Annotated in this window: 15 protein-coding genes; 8 read left to right on the top strand and 7 right to left on the bottom strand. The window is 68.3% G+C overall.

Annotated features, from left to right (window positions below):
- Window positions 1-35: 35 nt before the first annotated feature.
- Complete coding sequence (locus tag HTZ84_RS08210; RefSeq protein WP_174680231.1) at window positions 36-491, bottom strand: dCTP deaminase/dUTPase family protein; 456 nt, start codon at window positions 489-491, stop codon at window positions 36-38.
- A 231-nt stretch (window positions 492-722) separates the two neighbouring features.
- Here HTZ84_RS08210 and HTZ84_RS08205 point away from each other — a divergent pair, with 231 nt between their 5' ends.
- Entirely contained in the window at window positions 723-1547 is an 825-nt protein-coding gene (locus HTZ84_RS08205; RefSeq protein ID WP_174680230.1) for an MOSC domain-containing protein, read from the top strand.
- A 158-nt stretch (window positions 1548-1705) separates the two neighbouring features.
- Complete coding sequence (locus HTZ84_RS08200; protein ID WP_174680229.1) at window positions 1706-5398, top strand: disk-shape morphogenesis protein volactin; 3693 nt, start codon at window positions 1706-1708, stop codon at window positions 5396-5398.
- 126 nt (window positions 5399-5524) lie between these two features.
- Here the strand turns inward: HTZ84_RS08200 and HTZ84_RS08195 are convergent, their stop codons facing one another.
- A complete protein-coding gene (locus HTZ84_RS08195; RefSeq protein ID WP_174680228.1) occupies window positions 5525-5656 on the bottom strand; it encodes a rubrerythrin-like domain-containing protein in 132 nt (43 codons plus the stop codon).
- A 73-nt stretch (window positions 5657-5729) separates the two neighbouring features.
- Window positions 5730-6950, bottom strand: a complete 1221-nt coding sequence (locus tag HTZ84_RS08190; protein ID WP_174680227.1) for an MFS transporter — start codon at window positions 6948-6950, stop codon at window positions 5730-5732.
- A 456-nt stretch (window positions 6951-7406) separates the two neighbouring features.
- Between HTZ84_RS08190 and HTZ84_RS08185 the strand changes: the two genes are divergently transcribed.
- Window positions 7407-7616, top strand: a complete 210-nt coding sequence (locus HTZ84_RS08185) for a rubrerythrin-like domain-containing protein (protein ID WP_309138863.1) — start codon at window positions 7407-7409, stop codon at window positions 7614-7616.
- Window positions 7617-7688: 72 nt separating this feature from the next.
- Here HTZ84_RS08185 and HTZ84_RS08180 read toward each other — a convergent pair whose 3' ends face one another.
- The 3 genes from HTZ84_RS08180 to HTZ84_RS08170 all read right to left on the bottom strand — a co-directional run bounded on the left by HTZ84_RS08180 (window position 7689) and on the right by HTZ84_RS08170 (window position 9978).
- A complete protein-coding gene (locus tag HTZ84_RS08180; protein WP_174680226.1) occupies window positions 7689-8153 on the bottom strand; it encodes a hypothetical protein in 465 nt (154 codons plus the stop codon).
- 66 nt (window positions 8154-8219) lie between these two features.
- On the bottom strand, window positions 8220-9485 hold the full coding sequence (locus HTZ84_RS08175; RefSeq protein ID WP_174680225.1) for a M20 family metallopeptidase: 1266 nt from the start codon (window positions 9483-9485) through the stop codon (window positions 8220-8222).
- A 43-nt stretch (window positions 9486-9528) separates the two neighbouring features.
- Window positions 9529-9978 carry a hypothetical protein gene (locus tag HTZ84_RS08170; RefSeq protein WP_174680224.1) on the bottom strand — a complete coding sequence of 150 codons (450 nt, stop codon included), beginning with the start codon at window positions 9976-9978 and terminating at the stop codon, window positions 9529-9531.
- Window positions 9979-10154: 176 nt separating this feature from the next.
- Here HTZ84_RS08170 and HTZ84_RS08165 point away from each other — a divergent pair, with 176 nt between their 5' ends.
- From HTZ84_RS08165 to HTZ84_RS08155, 3 genes are all read left to right on the top strand, one after another.
- On the top strand, window positions 10155-10568 hold the full coding sequence (locus HTZ84_RS08165) for an SHOCT domain-containing protein (RefSeq protein WP_174680223.1): 414 nt from the start codon (window positions 10155-10157) through the stop codon (window positions 10566-10568).
- Between the two features lie 41 nt (window positions 10569-10609).
- Window positions 10610-11389: an HAD-IIA family hydrolase gene (locus HTZ84_RS08160; RefSeq protein WP_174680222.1), complete on the top strand. Its 780-nt coding sequence runs from the start codon at window positions 10610-10612 to the stop codon at window positions 11387-11389.
- 150 nt (window positions 11390-11539) lie between these two features.
- Window positions 11540-11779: a glycine zipper 2TM domain-containing protein gene (locus HTZ84_RS08155; protein WP_174680221.1), complete on the top strand. Its 240-nt coding sequence runs from the start codon at window positions 11540-11542 to the stop codon at window positions 11777-11779.
- 234 nt (window positions 11780-12013) lie between these two features.
- Here HTZ84_RS08155 and HTZ84_RS08150 read toward each other — a convergent pair whose 3' ends face one another.
- Complete coding sequence (locus HTZ84_RS08150; protein WP_174680220.1) at window positions 12014-12457, bottom strand: acyl-CoA thioesterase; 444 nt, start codon at window positions 12455-12457, stop codon at window positions 12014-12016.
- Window positions 12458-12622: 165 nt separating this feature from the next.
- Between HTZ84_RS08150 and HTZ84_RS08145 the strand changes: the two genes are divergently transcribed.
- On the top strand, window positions 12623-14392 hold the full coding sequence (locus HTZ84_RS08145; protein WP_174680219.1) for a TraB/GumN family protein: 1770 nt from the start codon (window positions 12623-12625) through the stop codon (window positions 14390-14392).
- Window positions 14389-15018, top strand: a complete 630-nt coding sequence (locus HTZ84_RS08140) for a zinc metalloprotease (RefSeq protein ID WP_174680218.1) — start codon at window positions 14389-14391, stop codon at window positions 15016-15018. Before HTZ84_RS08145 ends, HTZ84_RS08140 begins: the two co-directional genes overlap by 4 nt.
- Window positions 15019-15163 lie beyond the last annotated feature (145 nt).

Below are 15163 nucleotides of genomic sequence, written 5' to 3'. Positions count from 1 at the left end.
CCGATCAGTCGCGAACGCGACGGATCGTCGGGATCCTACTCGGTCCGGGCGGCTCCGCCACCGACCGGAATCAACGTCGAGACCCGCGCGTTCTCCTTGATCCGCAGGCCGCCGTCGGCGACGGTCAGCGGAATCAGCGGCAGGTGCGACGCGACCAGCATCGAGGGGTGGGAACCGCCCCGAGCCAGCAGTTCGTTGCGCGGCTGGAGCTGGACCGGCTCCTCGAGGTCCGTCAGGAACTCGTTGTGCTGGAGGACGTACTGGCCGCCCTCGAGGTCCCACCAGCCGTACTCGTCGTCCGGATTCCGGAGCTCGGTGGGGACCGGCTCGAGGTCGGCGTCCTCGAGTTCGTCGCCGCCGAAATCCAGTCGACCGGGCGCGGCGACCTCGTAGATGGCGCTGACGGTCAGATCGATGCCGTGCTCGTGGACCTGTGCGGGTTCGTACACGAGGTTGTCGACGACCTCGACGAGCGGATGCTCGGCGGACATTTCGGTCGGAGTGATGGTTACCCAGCGCAAAAAACGTGTCCTCGTCGGATCGAACATCGAATACCGTCGGCGCGTCGAGCGCTGTCGAAGCCAGCGGACCCGGGCTCCGATCGAGGTACCCTCGCCGTCGATTCGGATCACGACTGGCGGCTCGCTATCAACCACAGTGACTTTCCGATATTCTTTCCAAAACGAACACACCTAAAAGTTAGGCCGTCAACAGTAGGGCCGATGGTACACCTCGAGCGGATTCGGATTCGGCCGGTCGCGTCACTCGATGCGGTTTCGGTTTCGGAACGGACGCTCGTCGACCGCGGACCGGAGTGGGAGCGGCGGTATACGATCGTCGAGCGAACGCCGGGAAGCGACGCCCGACCCGCGCCGGTCACCGCGGAACGCGAACCCCGACTCCGCAGGCTCGAGACGACGTACGACCTCGAGCGAGAGACGGTGACGATCCGCGAACGAGGAAGCGACGAGACCGCGACCTTCCACCTCGACCTCGATCGGGAGTGTTTCGCCTCGTGGCTCTCGGAGTTCCTCGGCTACCCGGTCGAGATCGTTCGCACCGACGAGAGCGGCGGCCCGGACGCCGCAGTTCCGTCGGGACCGACGGTCGTCAGCGCCGAGACGCTCGAGACGGTCGCCGAGTGGTACGACGAGATCGACGCCGACGAACTCTGTCGTCGCGTCCAGCCGACGCTCGTCGTCGGCGGCGCCCCGCCGTTCTGGGAGGACCGACTCTACGGGCGGGCCGACCGGATCGTTCCCGTCGAGGTCGGGTCGACGACGCTGTACGGGACCGCGCCGTCGCAACTGCGCGGCGTCTCGGCGCGCGACCCGGAGACCGGCGCGCAGACCGACGGGTTCCGAGAGACGTTCGTCGAGCGCCGCCGCGCGACGCTGCCCGACTGGGCGAGCGCGGTGCGGTTCGACCACTACTTCCGGCTGTTGTCCGAGACGCAGGTCCCGCAGGCGTCGGTGGGGACGACGCTCTCGGTCGACGAGCCGATCACCGTCGGGGAGCCCGTCCCGTCCCCGACGCCGGCCGACTGACTCGAGCGACGACGGCCGACGCATTGGTGCCCATCGATCGGCGTAGCGAAGCAAAACTGCCGTCTATCGGCCGAACGCGCCGAGACGCGTCCCACGCTATTTTCATATCTGGTATTCGGAGCCAAAGCTCAAAGAGGGCGCTCCGACTCCCCGGTAGCATGGGAACGGGTCTCGATATCGGACCGGGAGCGCTCAGGGTGGCCGCCGAACCGGTCGGGGAGGCGATCGAATCGGTACCGCCGATCGTCGTTCCGGTCGACGACGCCGCGGGGAGCGACCTGCCGGATGACGGACTGTTCGCAGAGCGAGACGGAACGACCTACGCGGTCGGAGCGACCGCCGAAGCGGTCGCCGACGCGACCGGCGCGGCGCCCGAGTCGCTGTTTTCCAACGGGGTCCTGGCGGTCGACGGCTACGCCGAACCGGCCCTCGAGGCGCTGCTCGAGGACGCGCTCGGGAACGGCGCGAGCGACGGGCGACTCTGCTATACGACGCCGGGGACGCTAGTCGACGCCGCGGAGCCGACCGAGGCCCACCGGGAGACCGTCGAGTCGCTCGTCGCCGAGCACGCGGCCGACGCCACGCCGATCAGCAGGGGCTTCGCCGTCGTCTACGACCAGTTGGCCGAGGACAACTACACCGGGCTCGGCATCTGCATCGGGCCGCAGACGACCGGCGTCGCGCTGGCCTACTACGGCGTGCCCGCGTTGGCGTTCTCGCTCGCGAGGGGCAGCGAGTGGATCGTCGAGCGAGCGGCGGCCGAAACCGGCCGCGAGCGGGCGGAGATCGCGGCCGTCCGCGAGGAGTTCGCGCTCGACCCCGACGCCGCGTCGGGCGAGGTCGAGAGCGCGCTCGCACGGGCCCACGACGCGCTGATCGGCGATCTCGCCGACGCGATCGCGGCCGAGGCCGACGAGAACGACGTGCAACAGGGGCTGGCCGTCCCGATCGCGGTCGCCGGCGACGGCGCGATCGAGGGCCTCGAGTTCCTGCTGGGCGGGCGGTTCGACGCGGCGGCGCTTCCGTTCTCGGTTCGCGGAGTGCGACTGGCCGACGACCCCGCCGGGAGCGCCGCCCGCGGTGCGCTCGCGGCGGCCGCGGACGACGTCGACGCCTACGAGGACGTCACCTGGTCGGCGGCCGAGGCCGACGGCGACGGTAGCGACGAATCGAACGAGGGTCCGGCCAGCGGCGATGCAAGCGGGTCGACGACGCTCTCCTTCGACGACGGTCTGGGCGGGGCCGACGCGGACCGCGACCGCGCTGACGACGCCATCGAGCAGCTGTTCGACCGGCTCGCCGACCGCGACGAGGAGATCGAATCGGTCCGAACCGACCTCGAGTCGGCGTTCGAGGACATCGCGTACGTCGAGGAGCGGACGGCCGAGGCCGAGACGGTCGCGGAGCTCGACGAGCGCCTCGAGGCGTTCGCCGACGACCTGCGCGACCTCGAAGCCGAGAGCGAGACGCACGCGAGCGACGAAACGGTCGACGAACTGGGGGACGATCTCGAGGCGCTCTCGACGGCCTTCGAGGACTTGGCGGCCGACGTCGACGGGCTCGCGACCGAGCTGGAAGCCGACCTCGAGGCGGTCGAGTCCGGGCTGACGGGCGACATCGACGAGTTGGAAGCCGGGCTGGCGGACGACCTCGACGAACTGGAGTCCGGGATCGAGACGCTGTCGGAGACGACGGCAGACGAACGCGCGGCCCTCGAGGAGCGGATCGGGGAACTCTCCGAGGATCTCGAGGGGGTTTCGGGAAGAACGAGCTCGCTGGACGAGCGACTCGAGACGCTCCGAACGGAACTGGAACGGCTCGAGTCGGAGACCGCGTCCGCGGCCGACCTCGAGGACGCGATCGCGACGATCGATCGCCTGGACGAGACGCTCGCGGCGATCGGCGAGGACGTCGACCGGATCGACGATCGTCTCGCCGCTCTGGACGACGGCCTCGAGGAGCAGGCGACCAGAATCGACGGCGTTGACGATCGGCTCGACGATGTTGACGGCCGGCTCGAGGATCACGTCGAGCGAACCGACGAGGACCTCGCGGGGCTCGCTGCGGATATCGAGGCCGTCGAGGCGACGGTCGACGACGAACTGGCCGCCGTCGACGCCGGTCTCGAGGACGTGGCGGCGACGATCGAAGACGAGATCGACGCTGTCGAGGGCGAACTCGAGGCGCTCGACGACCGAATCGAAGCCGTCGACGAGCACCTCTCGGACGTCGATACCCGACTCGAGGGCGCCGACGATCAGCTCGCGGCCACAGACGACCGCGTCGAGACGGTGGCCGACGACGTCACCGACGCCCGCGAGACGCTGGGTGCCCGAGCCGACGATCTGGAGGCGCGCCTGGAGAGCGCCCGGGAGACGATCGGTGACGTCGAGGCGACGGCGGCCGACGACGAGCGGGTCGACGCCGTCGAAGACGATCTCGAGGCCCTCGAGACGGATTTCGAAGAACTCGGAGACAGTGTCACGAGCGTCTCGGAGCGACTCGAGGACCTCGCGGAGCGGACGGCGCTCGAGGATGCGGTCACCGACCTCGCGTCCGACCTCGACGCCGCCGAGAGCGAACTCGCCGATCTCGGCGACGAGGTCGACTCGCTCGAAGTGGAGGTCGACGACCGACTCGAGGCGACGACCGCCGAGTTCGAAGCGACGGCGACCGAACTCGAGGCGCGACTCGAGGACCGGACGGACGACGTCGAGACGAGACTCGAGGACGCGGTCGGCTCGATCGAGGACGATTTCGCGACGCTCGAGTCGCGCCTCGATCGCCTCGACGAAGCGGCTCCGGAGGCCGACGCGGTCGACGAACTGTCCGATTCGCTCGCGGAGACGCGCGAGACTGTCGAATCGGCGACAGCGGAGGTCGACGCGCTGGGAGACGACCTCGCCGCGCTCGAGACGCGGTTCGAGGAACTCGAGACGACGCTGACGAAACGGATGGACTCGGTCGAGACGGAACTCGACGACGTCGCGTCCGATCTCCGATCGACGGTGACGGACGAGACCGACGCGCTCGCGGACCGTCTCGAGGGGCTCGGTGACGAGTTCGACTCGCTCGACGAGACGGCCGCGTCCGCGGACGCCGTCGCGACGCTCGAGGCGTCGATCAGCACGCTCGAGGGAGAACTCGAAACGCTTCGGGCAGCGTCCGACGAAACGCACGAGGCGATCGCGGCGCTCGAGGCCGACCGCGAGGCGGCGCCGGAGGACGTCGCGGAACGTCTCGAGCGCGTCGAGAACCGAACCGACGATCTCGAGAACCAGACCGACGCGCTTGCGGGCCGTCTCGAGCGAGTCGACGACCTCTCGACGCGGATCGACGACCTAGCCGGCCACGCGGACGAACTCGACGACCGGACGAGCGAGCACGGGTCGCGGCTCGATCGGCAGGCCGATTCGCTCGCGGCCCACGACGACCGCCTCGAGTCGGTCGCGAGCGAGGTCGACGACCTGGCGACGGCGCTCGACGCGACGCCGGACGAGGCGGCTCTCGAGTCGGCGGACGATCGACTGGACGCGCTCGCGGATCGGATGGACGGACTCGAGTCGGCGCTCGACGACGTGGAGTCGTCGACGGCCCGCGGGGAGCGACTCGAGGCGCTACAGACGGACGTCGCCGAGTTGCGAGAGCGCGTCGAGACGGGAGAACGACCCCGCGAACGGGACGAGTCGTCCGGAACGACGGAGACGGTCGTTCCGATCGCTGCCGGCGGTGGCGGCGCCGGCGTCGTCGCCGGAGGCTCGCTCGCGCTCGCGGGCGACGGGACGATCGGCGCCGTCGCCGTCGTGCTCGGCGTCGTCCTGATCGCCGGCGCTATCGTGGCGAGTCGGTAAAGAGATCGTTGCGGGTCACTCGCACAGTTGCCCCTTCTCGGGAATTCTCGCGTTCGCGGAGCCGACGCTACGCGTACGGGGCTGCGGGAAAACGGCGCCGTCGGTCGTCACGAGGGCTGCGACCGATCACTCGTGGATCGGCTCGACGTTCCGCATCTCGCCCCCGCACCGTCGACAGGTGCTGACGAGCGCGTCGGCGACCGTCTCGCGGTGCCCGCACGCGACGCATTCGTACTCGAGTTGCTCGGCTACCGTCATGTGCTAACGTTTGTGACGGGGCACGTTAACTCTTTCCGCGGTAAATAGTATCGGTGAACGTCATCGAACGCGACTACTCGAGCAGCCAGAGCACGGCGCCGAGCGCCGTGGCGGCGGCGACCGACGCCGCGAGGAGACCGAACGCGGGCCGGAAGCCGGCGACTTCCGAGAGCGTGCCGACGATCGCGGGAGCGATCGCCCCGGCCGCCATCAGCAGCGTCCGGACGACGCCGAGCCCGCCGCCGGCGACGTCGTCGGGAATCGCCGACATCAGGTAGGCGCCTCTGACCGGTCGGAAGCCGTGGGAGCCGATCCCGACCGCGACGAGCGCCGCGCCGAGGACCAGCGGACCGGCCGTCCCGGTCACGGCGATGAGGGCGGTCAGGGCGACCGACGCGAGTCCGAGCGTACCGACGATGAGCGGGAGTCGTCCGACCCGGTCGCTGAGATCGCCGGTGACGAGTTGAACCAGGCTCGCGAGGAAGAGGGCGCTGTAGAGCAGGCTCGCCGTCGCGTCGGTCAGCCCCGCCTCCTGCGTGAGATACAGCGGAGCGAACGCGACGAACCCGTTGTAAGTAAACGAGAACAGCACCGTCAGCAGCGCGAACACCGCGAACCGCGGGTCCCGAAGGAGCGTCGTGTACCGTCCGATGCCGCCGGCCGAGACGGCGGCCGTCGCGTCGTCGCCCGCGGAGTCGTTCGGGAGGCGTCGCGGAACGCGTCCTCGAAACGCCGCGCCGAGGCCGAGTCCGAGCAGTCCGGCGCCCAGGAAGAGCAGCCGCCAGCTATCGCCCAACGGGAACGAGACGCCCGCGACGGCGACGATCACGGCCGGCGCGACGACGCCCCCGAAGGCGCCGAACGTGTCGAGCACGCCGAGCGCGCGGCCCGTTCGCGCGGGGTAGGCCCGCGACAGCAGCCGAACGGCGACGGTCTTGTGCGCGCCGGTGCCGGCGCCCATGACGAGCATCGCGCCGACGAGGACGAGAAACGGCGAGTCGACGACCAGCGCGAGCGCGGCGACGGCCGCGACGACGACGCCCGCGGTGATGACGCCCACCGAGCCGAAGCGATCCGCGAGCACGCCGGAGGGGAACTGCATGGCCGCGTAGACGAGCATCAGACCGGTGTAGGCGGTCCCGAGAACCGCGTTCGAGACGCCGTAACTCGCCCCGAACGAGTCGAACAGCGGCGGGAAGGCGTAGCGAAGGAACTTCGCGAGAAACCAGATCGCTGCCGTCAGGATGAGGACGTCGTAGCCGCGGAGTCGATCGACTGTCTCGCGAAGCGCCATGTGGGTCTATCGGGGATATCCGAACGAACGACGAATACCCACCGATTTCGGTACCGCGATCGAAAGGGGGTCGAACGGTGTGTCAGTGACTGCGGCGGGGCCGGTCGACGGCGATCACGACTGATCTCGAGCGGTCTCGCAGTCGGTCGTCGTTTCGTAGTCGGTCGTCTCGGAGGCGATCGTCGCCGCACTGTGCTCGCCCTCGAGTCCGCTCGAGTCGGACCGCTTATCGCTGACCCCAGCGTCGAATACCGACGGAGCGTCGCAACTGCGTTATCCCTGCACTTGCTGAGTGATTGGACGAACGTCTACCGATAGCGTCCTCGAGCTATCTATCGACGCGGCGGGATCCGTCCGACCGTACCGGATCAGAAGGCCGATTCGATTGGAATCCGCTCCCGACGCCACCGGAAATAATCGGACGGACGAACGATATTCTAGGGGATCCGTCCGAGTATGATTGTAGAAGGAGGTACTATCCGTACCAGCACAACGCTTTTTCGCGGTAAGTCGTCCCATTCCACTATGGTACATCCAGCCCCACGCGCGCCGGAACGTTCGTACTACGAATGCTGTGAGTGCGGCTACCGAGAGATGACCGATTCGCTCGAGTCCTGTCCCGAGTGTGACGGACGAACGAGAAATATCGCGGTCGCCCGAGCGTAGGGCGTCGTCGCGTCGGTCCGCCGCAGTAGCTCACGCGTGTCTGTGCCTACGCGGCCCCACCGGCCGCCCTCGTCAGTCGAAGTCCGGCAGATCCTCCGGCGGTTCGTACTCGGCCTCCCAGTCGACGTACTCCTCCTTGAGAGTCACCGAGACGATCTGACCGAACTCGGTCAGTTCGGCGTTGATCGAGGAGACCGTCCCCCACGTGTCGAGATCGGGGTGGTACTCCCGCGCCTGCCAGTCCTCGGGGATGCCGGGCGCGTGATAGCCGACTCTGTCGGCGAAGTCGTCCCAGAAGAAGTCGAAGCCGGCGAAGAGATCCATCTCGCGGGCGATCTCGTACTCCCGCTCCTCGAGATCGGTGTCCTCGCGCCACTCCTCGAACGCTTCCTCCCAGGCGCCCGTCTCGAGGAACTCCTGGAGTTCCTCGCGCCGATAGTCGACGTCCCCGTCGGCGCTGATCGTCGCGTCCTCGTACTCGTTCGGGTCGACGAAGTTCAGTTCCGGCGGCTCGGGCGGTTCGACCTCGAGTGTCATGGCCGGACGTAGGAGGGGTTCGCGGATAAGAATTCCCACCTCCGGTCGCGGGGCGGCGATCGGACGTCACCCGTCCCGTTCCCGATCGATCGCGAACGGCACCCGCGCGTACGCGATCGCGTTTCGCAGGAGTTTGTCGGCGGTCGTGTACTCGTCGACCGCGTGTGCCGTCCCCGTTCCGGTCGCGAACTCGACCGTCGGGACGCCGGCGTCCCGAAAAACCTGGGCGTCGCCCCCGCCCGTCGCGAACCGTCGATAGACCGGCGTCGAAACGACGTCCTCGACGACGTCGGTCGTCGCGCGGACGATCGCGGACTCCGGATCCGTATACGACCCCGCCGCCCACGCGATGTCCGTGATCGTCGCGGCCGCCCGGTCCTCGAGGCAGTCACGGATTCTCGAGACGATCGCCTCGGGATCGACCGTCGGGAGCACGCGGACGTCGAGGTCGGCCCGCGCGCTCGAGGGGACGGTGTTGACCGCGTCGCCCCCGCTGAACCGGCCGAGATTGACGGTCGGCGAGTGGAACAGCGCCCTGGCGGACGCCTCGTCCAGATAGCAGGCGTAGTAGGCGACGCTCTCGGCGAGGATCTCGTCGTCGACTCCGTCCGTCGGCACGTCCAACTCGCGGAGGCGTCGGCGACAGGTCCGCAGGACTTCGTAGAGTCCGTCGATCGCGTTCTCGCCGAGCATCGGCCGCGAGCCGTGGGCGGCCCGGCCCTCGTACTCGATCGTCGGCCAGACGTAGCTCCGGTCGCCGACCGCGACCGAGTTGACGTCGGTCCGCCCGGTGGCCTCGCCGACGATACAGGCGTCGGGATCCAGCCGATCGTCGGCCAACCGATCGGCCAGCCCGATATCGCCCCAGACCTCCTCGTCGCTCACGAGGGCGAACTGCAGGGTCACCGGCGGTTCGGTGTCGGTGCGGGCGTACGCGCGGGCGACCTGAACCATCGCCCCGATCGCGCCCTTCATGTCGTTCGTCCCGCGACCGTACAGGCGGTCGCCGTCGATCTCGCCGAGCGGATCGCGGTCCCACTCCGCGGCCGTGAACGGCACCGTATCGACGTGCCCGTTGTACAGCAGGGTGAACTCGTCGGCTCCGGGTAACGTCGCGACGACGTTCGGTTTCATCGGGTCGACGCCGAACCGGTCGCAGTCGAATCCAAGCGACTCGAACTCGTCGATCAGCCGGTCGACGAGTTCCCGCGTGTTCCCGGGCGGGTTCCGGGTGTCCGCGGCCACGATTTCGCGGGTGGTCTCGAGGAGTTCCCGCGGATTGTCCCGGAGGTACGTCCGTACCGACTCGGGCGAGTCCCGATCGCCGTCCATACCCGATCCACGGTCGCCGGACGGCTAAACCCTCGGCCTCGAGTCACTCCCAGTCGTACCCGAACTCCTCGCTCCCACGGTGGATGTAATCGTTCTCGAGCACTTCGCTGACCGTCCGCGCGAGATCGTCCAACTCCTCCTCGACGGTTTCGACGGTGTCGGCGTCGAACTCCTCGCGACCGTCGAACTGATCCTCGGGGATCGACGGAACGCGGTAGCCGACGTCCTCGGCGGCCTGATTCCAGTAGAAGTCGAGTTCGTCGAGCAGGCCCGCCTCGCGGACGGCCCGGAACTCCGCGTCGGTCAGGTAGGTGCGGTCGGCCCAGTCGTCGAACGCGTCCTCCCAGGCGCCGGCCCGTAAGAACCCCTCGAGTTCGTCGCGCCGCACGTCGTCTCCGATCCGTTCCTCGGGTTCGTCGACGGCGTCGTAGTCGCCCGGATCCGACGACCCGCGGAGCGCGGGCGGGTCGGGAACCTCGGTGTCGAGTGCCATACGCGAGGTTCGTCCGGGAGGAGGATGTGCGTTTTCCCGGCGAGGGACCGGTCTCCGCTTCGGCGGCGTTCGCTTCGAGAGCCGCGGAGCGATCGATCGGGCGGCGATCCACGGCGAGTCGGCCACCCGACCGTCCGATCCCCACAGTTATTTCGAACGACACCCAACTGTCACGTATGGGCAGCGAGAGCGGCGGCCGAAGCTACAACCTGACGGAGATCTTCGCCATCAAGTTCGTCCTGGCCGACGTGCTGATCATCGCCGCCTTGCTACTGGCGGGACCGCTGTACGCGCTCGGAATGGTGGCGCTGTTCGTGGCCAGCACCTTCCTCATCTGGTATCTCACCCGCCGCAGCGAGCGGGCCGACGCCGACCGCGCGGCCGAGCGGGAGCGGGACGCCGCGGAGGCCGCATCCGAACGCGCGGGGGATGCGAGCGACCCGGTCACGAGACTGCAGGAGCGGTACGCGGCCGGCGAACTCTCCGAAGCGGAGTTCGAGGCGAAACTGGATCGACTAATCGAGTCCAACGAGCGGGCCGACGCCGCCGGAGTCGAGACCGAGACGCTCGAACTCGAGCAGTCGGAGTGAGTCCCCAACACTCAATCGGTGCCCCGCCGTAGTCCCGGCCGATGACCGACTACGAGGCGGCGATCCTCGACGTCGACGGCACGATCGTCCGCGGCGAGGAACTGCTCCCGAACGCGACCGACGGCCTCCACGCCCTCGAGGACGCCGGCGTCGATCGGCTCCTGTTCTCGAACAACCCGACGCGCGGCAGCGATCACTACGGGACGAAACTCGAACCCCACGGGCTCGACGTCGATCCGGCGACCGTCCTCACCTCCGCGACGGTCTCGGCGGAGTACCTCGCGACGACCCATCCCGATGCGACGGTCTACCTCGTCGGCAGCGATCGGCTCCGGGCCATCCTCGAGGAGGCGACCGTCGGATTGACCGACGACCCCGACGCCGCGGACGTCGTCCTTGGCTCGTTCGACGAGGAGTTCTCCTTCGGCACGCTCTGGGAGTCGCTGCGGGCCCTCGAAGGCGACGTACCCTTCTACGGAACCGATCCGGACGCGACGATCCCGATCGACGACGGCGAGATCCCCGGCTCCGGGGCGATCCTCGCCGCGATGGAGGCCGTCGCGGGCCGGGAGCCCGACGCGATCCTCGGGAAACCCTCGTCGGTCGCCGCGGCGGCGGCGATGGACCGCCTGAACGCCGCTCCCGACCGGACGCTGGTCGTCGGCGACCGCCTCAACACGGACATCGCGCTGGGGGAGCGAGCCGGCATGACGACGGCGCTCGTGTTGACCGGCGTGACCGACCGGGCCGACGTCGAGTCGTCCGAGATCCAGCCCGATCACGTCCTCGAGTCGCTGGCCGACGTCGCGACGCTGCTGTAGCGCCGCGTGCGGCGATCGATCCGCCGAGACCCGCCGGCGAGGGATCGGTGACGCGACCTCGAGTCGGTCCCGATCGGAATCGGCCGATCGTTCCCGCAAGTCGTGTGCTCGAGAGACATATTTATGGGTAACAGTCACGAACCGCTATCTATGAAGGAACGTATCAAGCGCGTCTTGCTCCGAGCTCGGTACGCCGCGATCGGCGCGGCCGTCGGCGCCGCGATCGGCTCCGTCTTCAGTCGAAACGCCGCGAGTACCGGCGGTGCGATCGGCGCGATGACCGGTGCGACCATCGCCGACACCCGCGAGACGGCGACGGCCGTCCTCGAAGAGGCCAGAGAACAGGACTTCGTGCCGCTGTCGGAAGACACCGATAACGACTCGAACTGAACCGCTCCGTTTTCGCTGCGCGATCGAATCGACGGGTCGCTTAGGCTCGGTTCCGAACGGCGGTCCGTCGGTAGTGTCCGCCGTCGACTTCCCGCGCGGTCTCGAGCGATGGTATCCCGAGACGGACACCCCGGTCGCGGATGTAGGTCGTCGCCGCGCCGCCGGAACCGCTCGGAATCGATCGATCCCCGACGCGGTCCGTTCCGACGTTCGGCCCGGCTGTTCCGCACTCGATCAGCGGTCGCCGTCGCCCTCGAGTGCCGCCTCCCGTAACGCTACCGCCTGTTCGCTGTCGGCGGTCAGCTCGGGCACCGCCGTCGGGTTCTTCTCGTCGTCGATCGCGACGTAGACGAAGTAGGATTCGGTCGTCATCTCCCGCTCTCGCGTCCGCAGGTCCTCGCGCTCGGCGACCAGCCGGACCTTCACGCTCGAGGTACCCGCGTCGTAGACGTAGGCCGTGATGTAGGCGGTGTCGCCGACGTGGATCGGTCGCTCGAAGTTCATTCGGTTGACGCGGGCCGTCACGCAGGTTTCGCCGGCGAACAGCATCGCGGACATGGCGCCGACTTCGTCCATCCACTTCATGACGGTGCCGCCGTGGGCCGTCTCGAGCATGTTGGCGTGATTGGGCTGGACCATCTCGCGGTTCTCGACGAGCGTCTCGATGAGATCGGTCATCGGTCGTTCGTTCGGGACGAGCGTAAACACTCTTGTCGCTGCCTCGGCCCGCAATACCGCGATGGTCCGTCGTGGAAAATAATTATATGCAATAAGTAAGAAATCGTAATTATTATTTCCTCCGGCTTCGATACTGGTAAAAGTCGTCGCCGAGTTGACCCGCTAATGAGCGATGCAGGCGACGCCGACGTGCCGGCGCCCCCCGATCCACCCGGTGACGAACAGGGCTCCGTCACCGTCCTCGGGACGGCCCACGTCTCGCAGTCGAGCGTCGACGAGGTCCACGAAACGATCGATCAGGAGCAACCGGACGTCGTCGCCGTCGAACTGGACGAAAACCGGTACCGCCAGATGCAGGGCGGCGCGCCGGACGACATCGAGGCGGGCGACCTCCTCTCGGGGAACACCGTCTTCCAGTTTCTGGCCTACTGGATGCTTTCCTACGTCCAGTCGCGGCTCGGCGACCAGTTCGACATCGAACCCGGCGCGGACATGCGCGCCGCCATCGAGGCCGCCGAACGCAACGGGAGCGGCGTCGCGCTGGTCGACCGGGACATCCAGGTGACGATCCAGCGGTTCTGGCGCGGGCTCTCGATCACCGAGAAGCTGAAGATGGTCGGCGGGCTCGCGCTGGGGGTCACCGATCCCCGGACCATCGGGCTCTCCTTCGGCGCCATCGGCGGCGCCCTCCTCGGGCTCCTCTTCGGCGCGTTCCTCGCCCCGTTGGCGGGGCTGGGTGACACCCTGTTGCTCGGTATCAGCGGCTCGACGACGCTGGCGTCCGCCGGCGCCGTCACCGCCGGCGCCTTCGGCGGCGCCCTCGTCGGACTCCTCTTTCTCCCCTCGCTCGAGTCGATCGGGAGATCGAACGGCATCGCCGGCGGGTTCACGATACGGATCCTCGCCGGCATCGGGCTCGGAATCGCGGCCTGTCTCGCGCTCGTCGCGGCGGAGGTGTCCGTCGGGCCGTTCTCCGTCGGGACCTTCGAGGGCGTCGGCACTTACGCGATCCGCGGGACGGTCGGCATGCTCGCCGGCCTCGGCGTCGGCGTCCTCGTCGGCGCGGTCGTCGGGCTCCTCCTCGACGGCGTCAGCGGCGACGTCGACGAGATCGACGAGGTCGATATCGAGGAGATGACCGACGGCGACGTCGTCGCGGCGATGATGGAGGAGTTCCGCCAGTTCAGCCCGCGCGGGGCCAACGCCCTGATCGACGAACGCGACGCCTACATCGCCACCCACCTCCACCGGCTTCGCGAGCAGGGGTACGACGTGCTCGCCGTCGTCGGCGCCGGACACAAGGCCGGCATCGAGCGCCACCTCGAGAACCCCTCGGAGATTCCGTCCCTCGAGTCGCTGTCGGGGACGACCTCGAGCAGCCGGTTCTCGCCGCTGAAGATCGTCGGCTACCTGCTGACGCTCGGCTTCGTCGCCTTCTTCTTCCTGTTGGTCATGGCCGGCGTTCAGGACACCTTCCTGCTCCAGCTGTTCGGAGCGTGGTTCCTGATCAACGGGATCTTCGCGTTCACGCTCGCCCGCCTCGCCGGCGCGCGCTGGATCAGCGCGGGCGTCGGCGGGGCCGTCGCCTGGCTGACGAGCATCAACCCGCTGCTGGCGCCGGGCTGGTTCGCCGGCTACGTCGAACTCAAATACCGGCCGGTCAACGTCCGGGACATCCAGACGCTAAACGAGATCATCGACGACACCGAGCGTCCGATCGAGGAGGCCTTCGCCGACATGTTCGAGGTGCCGCTGTTCCGGCTCATCATGATCGTCGCGCTGACCAACATCGGGAGCATGATCGCGAGCTTCCTGTTCGTGGTCGGCGTGTTGCCGTGGCTGGCGCCCGAAATCGGCGGTATCAACGCCCTGTTCAACGAGCTCTTCCGCGGGGCCGAAAACACGCTCGAGCTGCTCCGAGGGCTGTTGATATGAGCGTCCGCGCGCGGTCGCGTTCGGAGCCGGAGCTGACCTTCAGCGACCGGGAGCTGATCGACCTCGCCGTCGCGTGGCTGACGCTGTCGGTCGCGTTCTCGCTGATATTCGCGCCGGTTCACGCCGGCGCCGACGTCGGTTACTTCCTCGGGATGGTCGGACTCAGTCTCGTCACCGTCGGCGTCGCCTTCCTGTTACACGAGCTCGCACACAAGGTCGTCGCGATCGAACACGGCCAGATCGCCGAGTTCCGAGCGGACTACCAGATGCTGTTTCTGGCGCTCATGGGCGCGCTCGTCGGCTTCCTCTTCGCCGCACCCGGCGCCGTCTACCACCGCGGCCGGATCACCCAGCGGGAGAACGCGATGATCGCCCTCGCCGGACCCGTCACCAACCACCTGCTCGCGATCATGTTCCTGCCGCTGGTGCTCATGCCGGCCCCGCTCGGGACCATCGGCCAGATGGGCGTCTGGATCAACCTCGTGCTGGCCGCGTTCAACATGATCCCCTTCGGTCCGCTGGACGGCAAATCGGTCTACGACTGGCACAAGGGCGTGTTCGCGCTCGTGTTCGTCCCGAGCGCCCTGCTCGCGGGATACGTGGTCCTGTTCGCCAACCCGTTCTGACGGCGGTCGGCGGTCCGTTCCGGCGCCGAGTCGAGTTTCCATCTGTTTTGACGGTCTCGAGTCGTACGGCCGCCGGATCGGATGTAACGACGATCGACGGCGCCCGCGACTCGGCGGTGGCCGTGGAGGCGCGGACTCGCGGTCG

Origin of the sequence: Haloterrigena gelatinilytica, from assembly GCF_013342145.1 — an archaeon.
Lineage (GTDB): Archaea > Halobacteriota > Halobacteria > Halobacteriales > Natrialbaceae > Haloterrigena > Haloterrigena gelatinilytica.
The sequence above is the reverse complement of the archived record's forward strand: the minus strand, read 5'-3'. Positions and strand labels throughout refer to the sequence as shown.

Coding starts and splice junctions, on each gene's coding strand:
- HTZ84_RS08210 (WP_174680231.1), bottom strand. CDS start 491: ATGTCCGCCGAGCATCCGCTCGTCGAGGTCGTCGACAACCTCGTGTAC.
- HTZ84_RS08205 (WP_174680230.1), top strand. CDS start 723: ATGGTACACCTCGAGCGGATTCGGATTCGGCCGGTCGCGTCACTCGAT.
- HTZ84_RS08200 (WP_174680229.1), top strand. CDS start 1,706: ATGGGAACGGGTCTCGATATCGGACCGGGAGCGCTCAGGGTGGCCGCC.
- HTZ84_RS08195 (WP_174680228.1), bottom strand. CDS start 5,656: ATGACGGTAGCCGAGCAACTCGAGTACGAATGCGTCGCGTGCGGGCAC.
- HTZ84_RS08190 (WP_174680227.1), bottom strand. CDS start 6,950: ATGGCGCTTCGCGAGACAGTCGATCGACTCCGCGGCTACGACGTCCTC.
- HTZ84_RS08185 (WP_309138863.1), top strand. CDS start 7,407: ATGATTGTAGAAGGAGGTACTATCCGTACCAGCACAACGCTTTTTCGC.
- HTZ84_RS08180 (WP_174680226.1), bottom strand. CDS start 8,153: ATGACACTCGAGGTCGAACCGCCCGAGCCGCCGGAACTGAACTTCGTC.
- HTZ84_RS08175 (WP_174680225.1), bottom strand. CDS start 9,485: ATGGACGGCGATCGGGACTCGCCCGAGTCGGTACGGACGTACCTCCGG.
- HTZ84_RS08170 (WP_174680224.1), bottom strand. CDS start 9,978: ATGGCACTCGACACCGAGGTTCCCGACCCGCCCGCGCTCCGCGGGTCG.
- HTZ84_RS08165 (WP_174680223.1), top strand. CDS start 10,155: ATGGGCAGCGAGAGCGGCGGCCGAAGCTACAACCTGACGGAGATCTTC.
- HTZ84_RS08160 (WP_174680222.1), top strand. CDS start 10,610: ATGACCGACTACGAGGCGGCGATCCTCGACGTCGACGGCACGATCGTC.
- HTZ84_RS08155 (WP_174680221.1), top strand. CDS start 11,540: ATGAAGGAACGTATCAAGCGCGTCTTGCTCCGAGCTCGGTACGCCGCG.
- HTZ84_RS08150 (WP_174680220.1), bottom strand. CDS start 12,457: ATGACCGATCTCATCGAGACGCTCGTCGAGAACCGCGAGATGGTCCAG.
- HTZ84_RS08145 (WP_174680219.1), top strand. CDS start 12,623: ATGAGCGATGCAGGCGACGCCGACGTGCCGGCGCCCCCCGATCCACCC.
- HTZ84_RS08140 (WP_174680218.1), top strand. CDS start 14,389: ATGAGCGTCCGCGCGCGGTCGCGTTCGGAGCCGGAGCTGACCTTCAGC.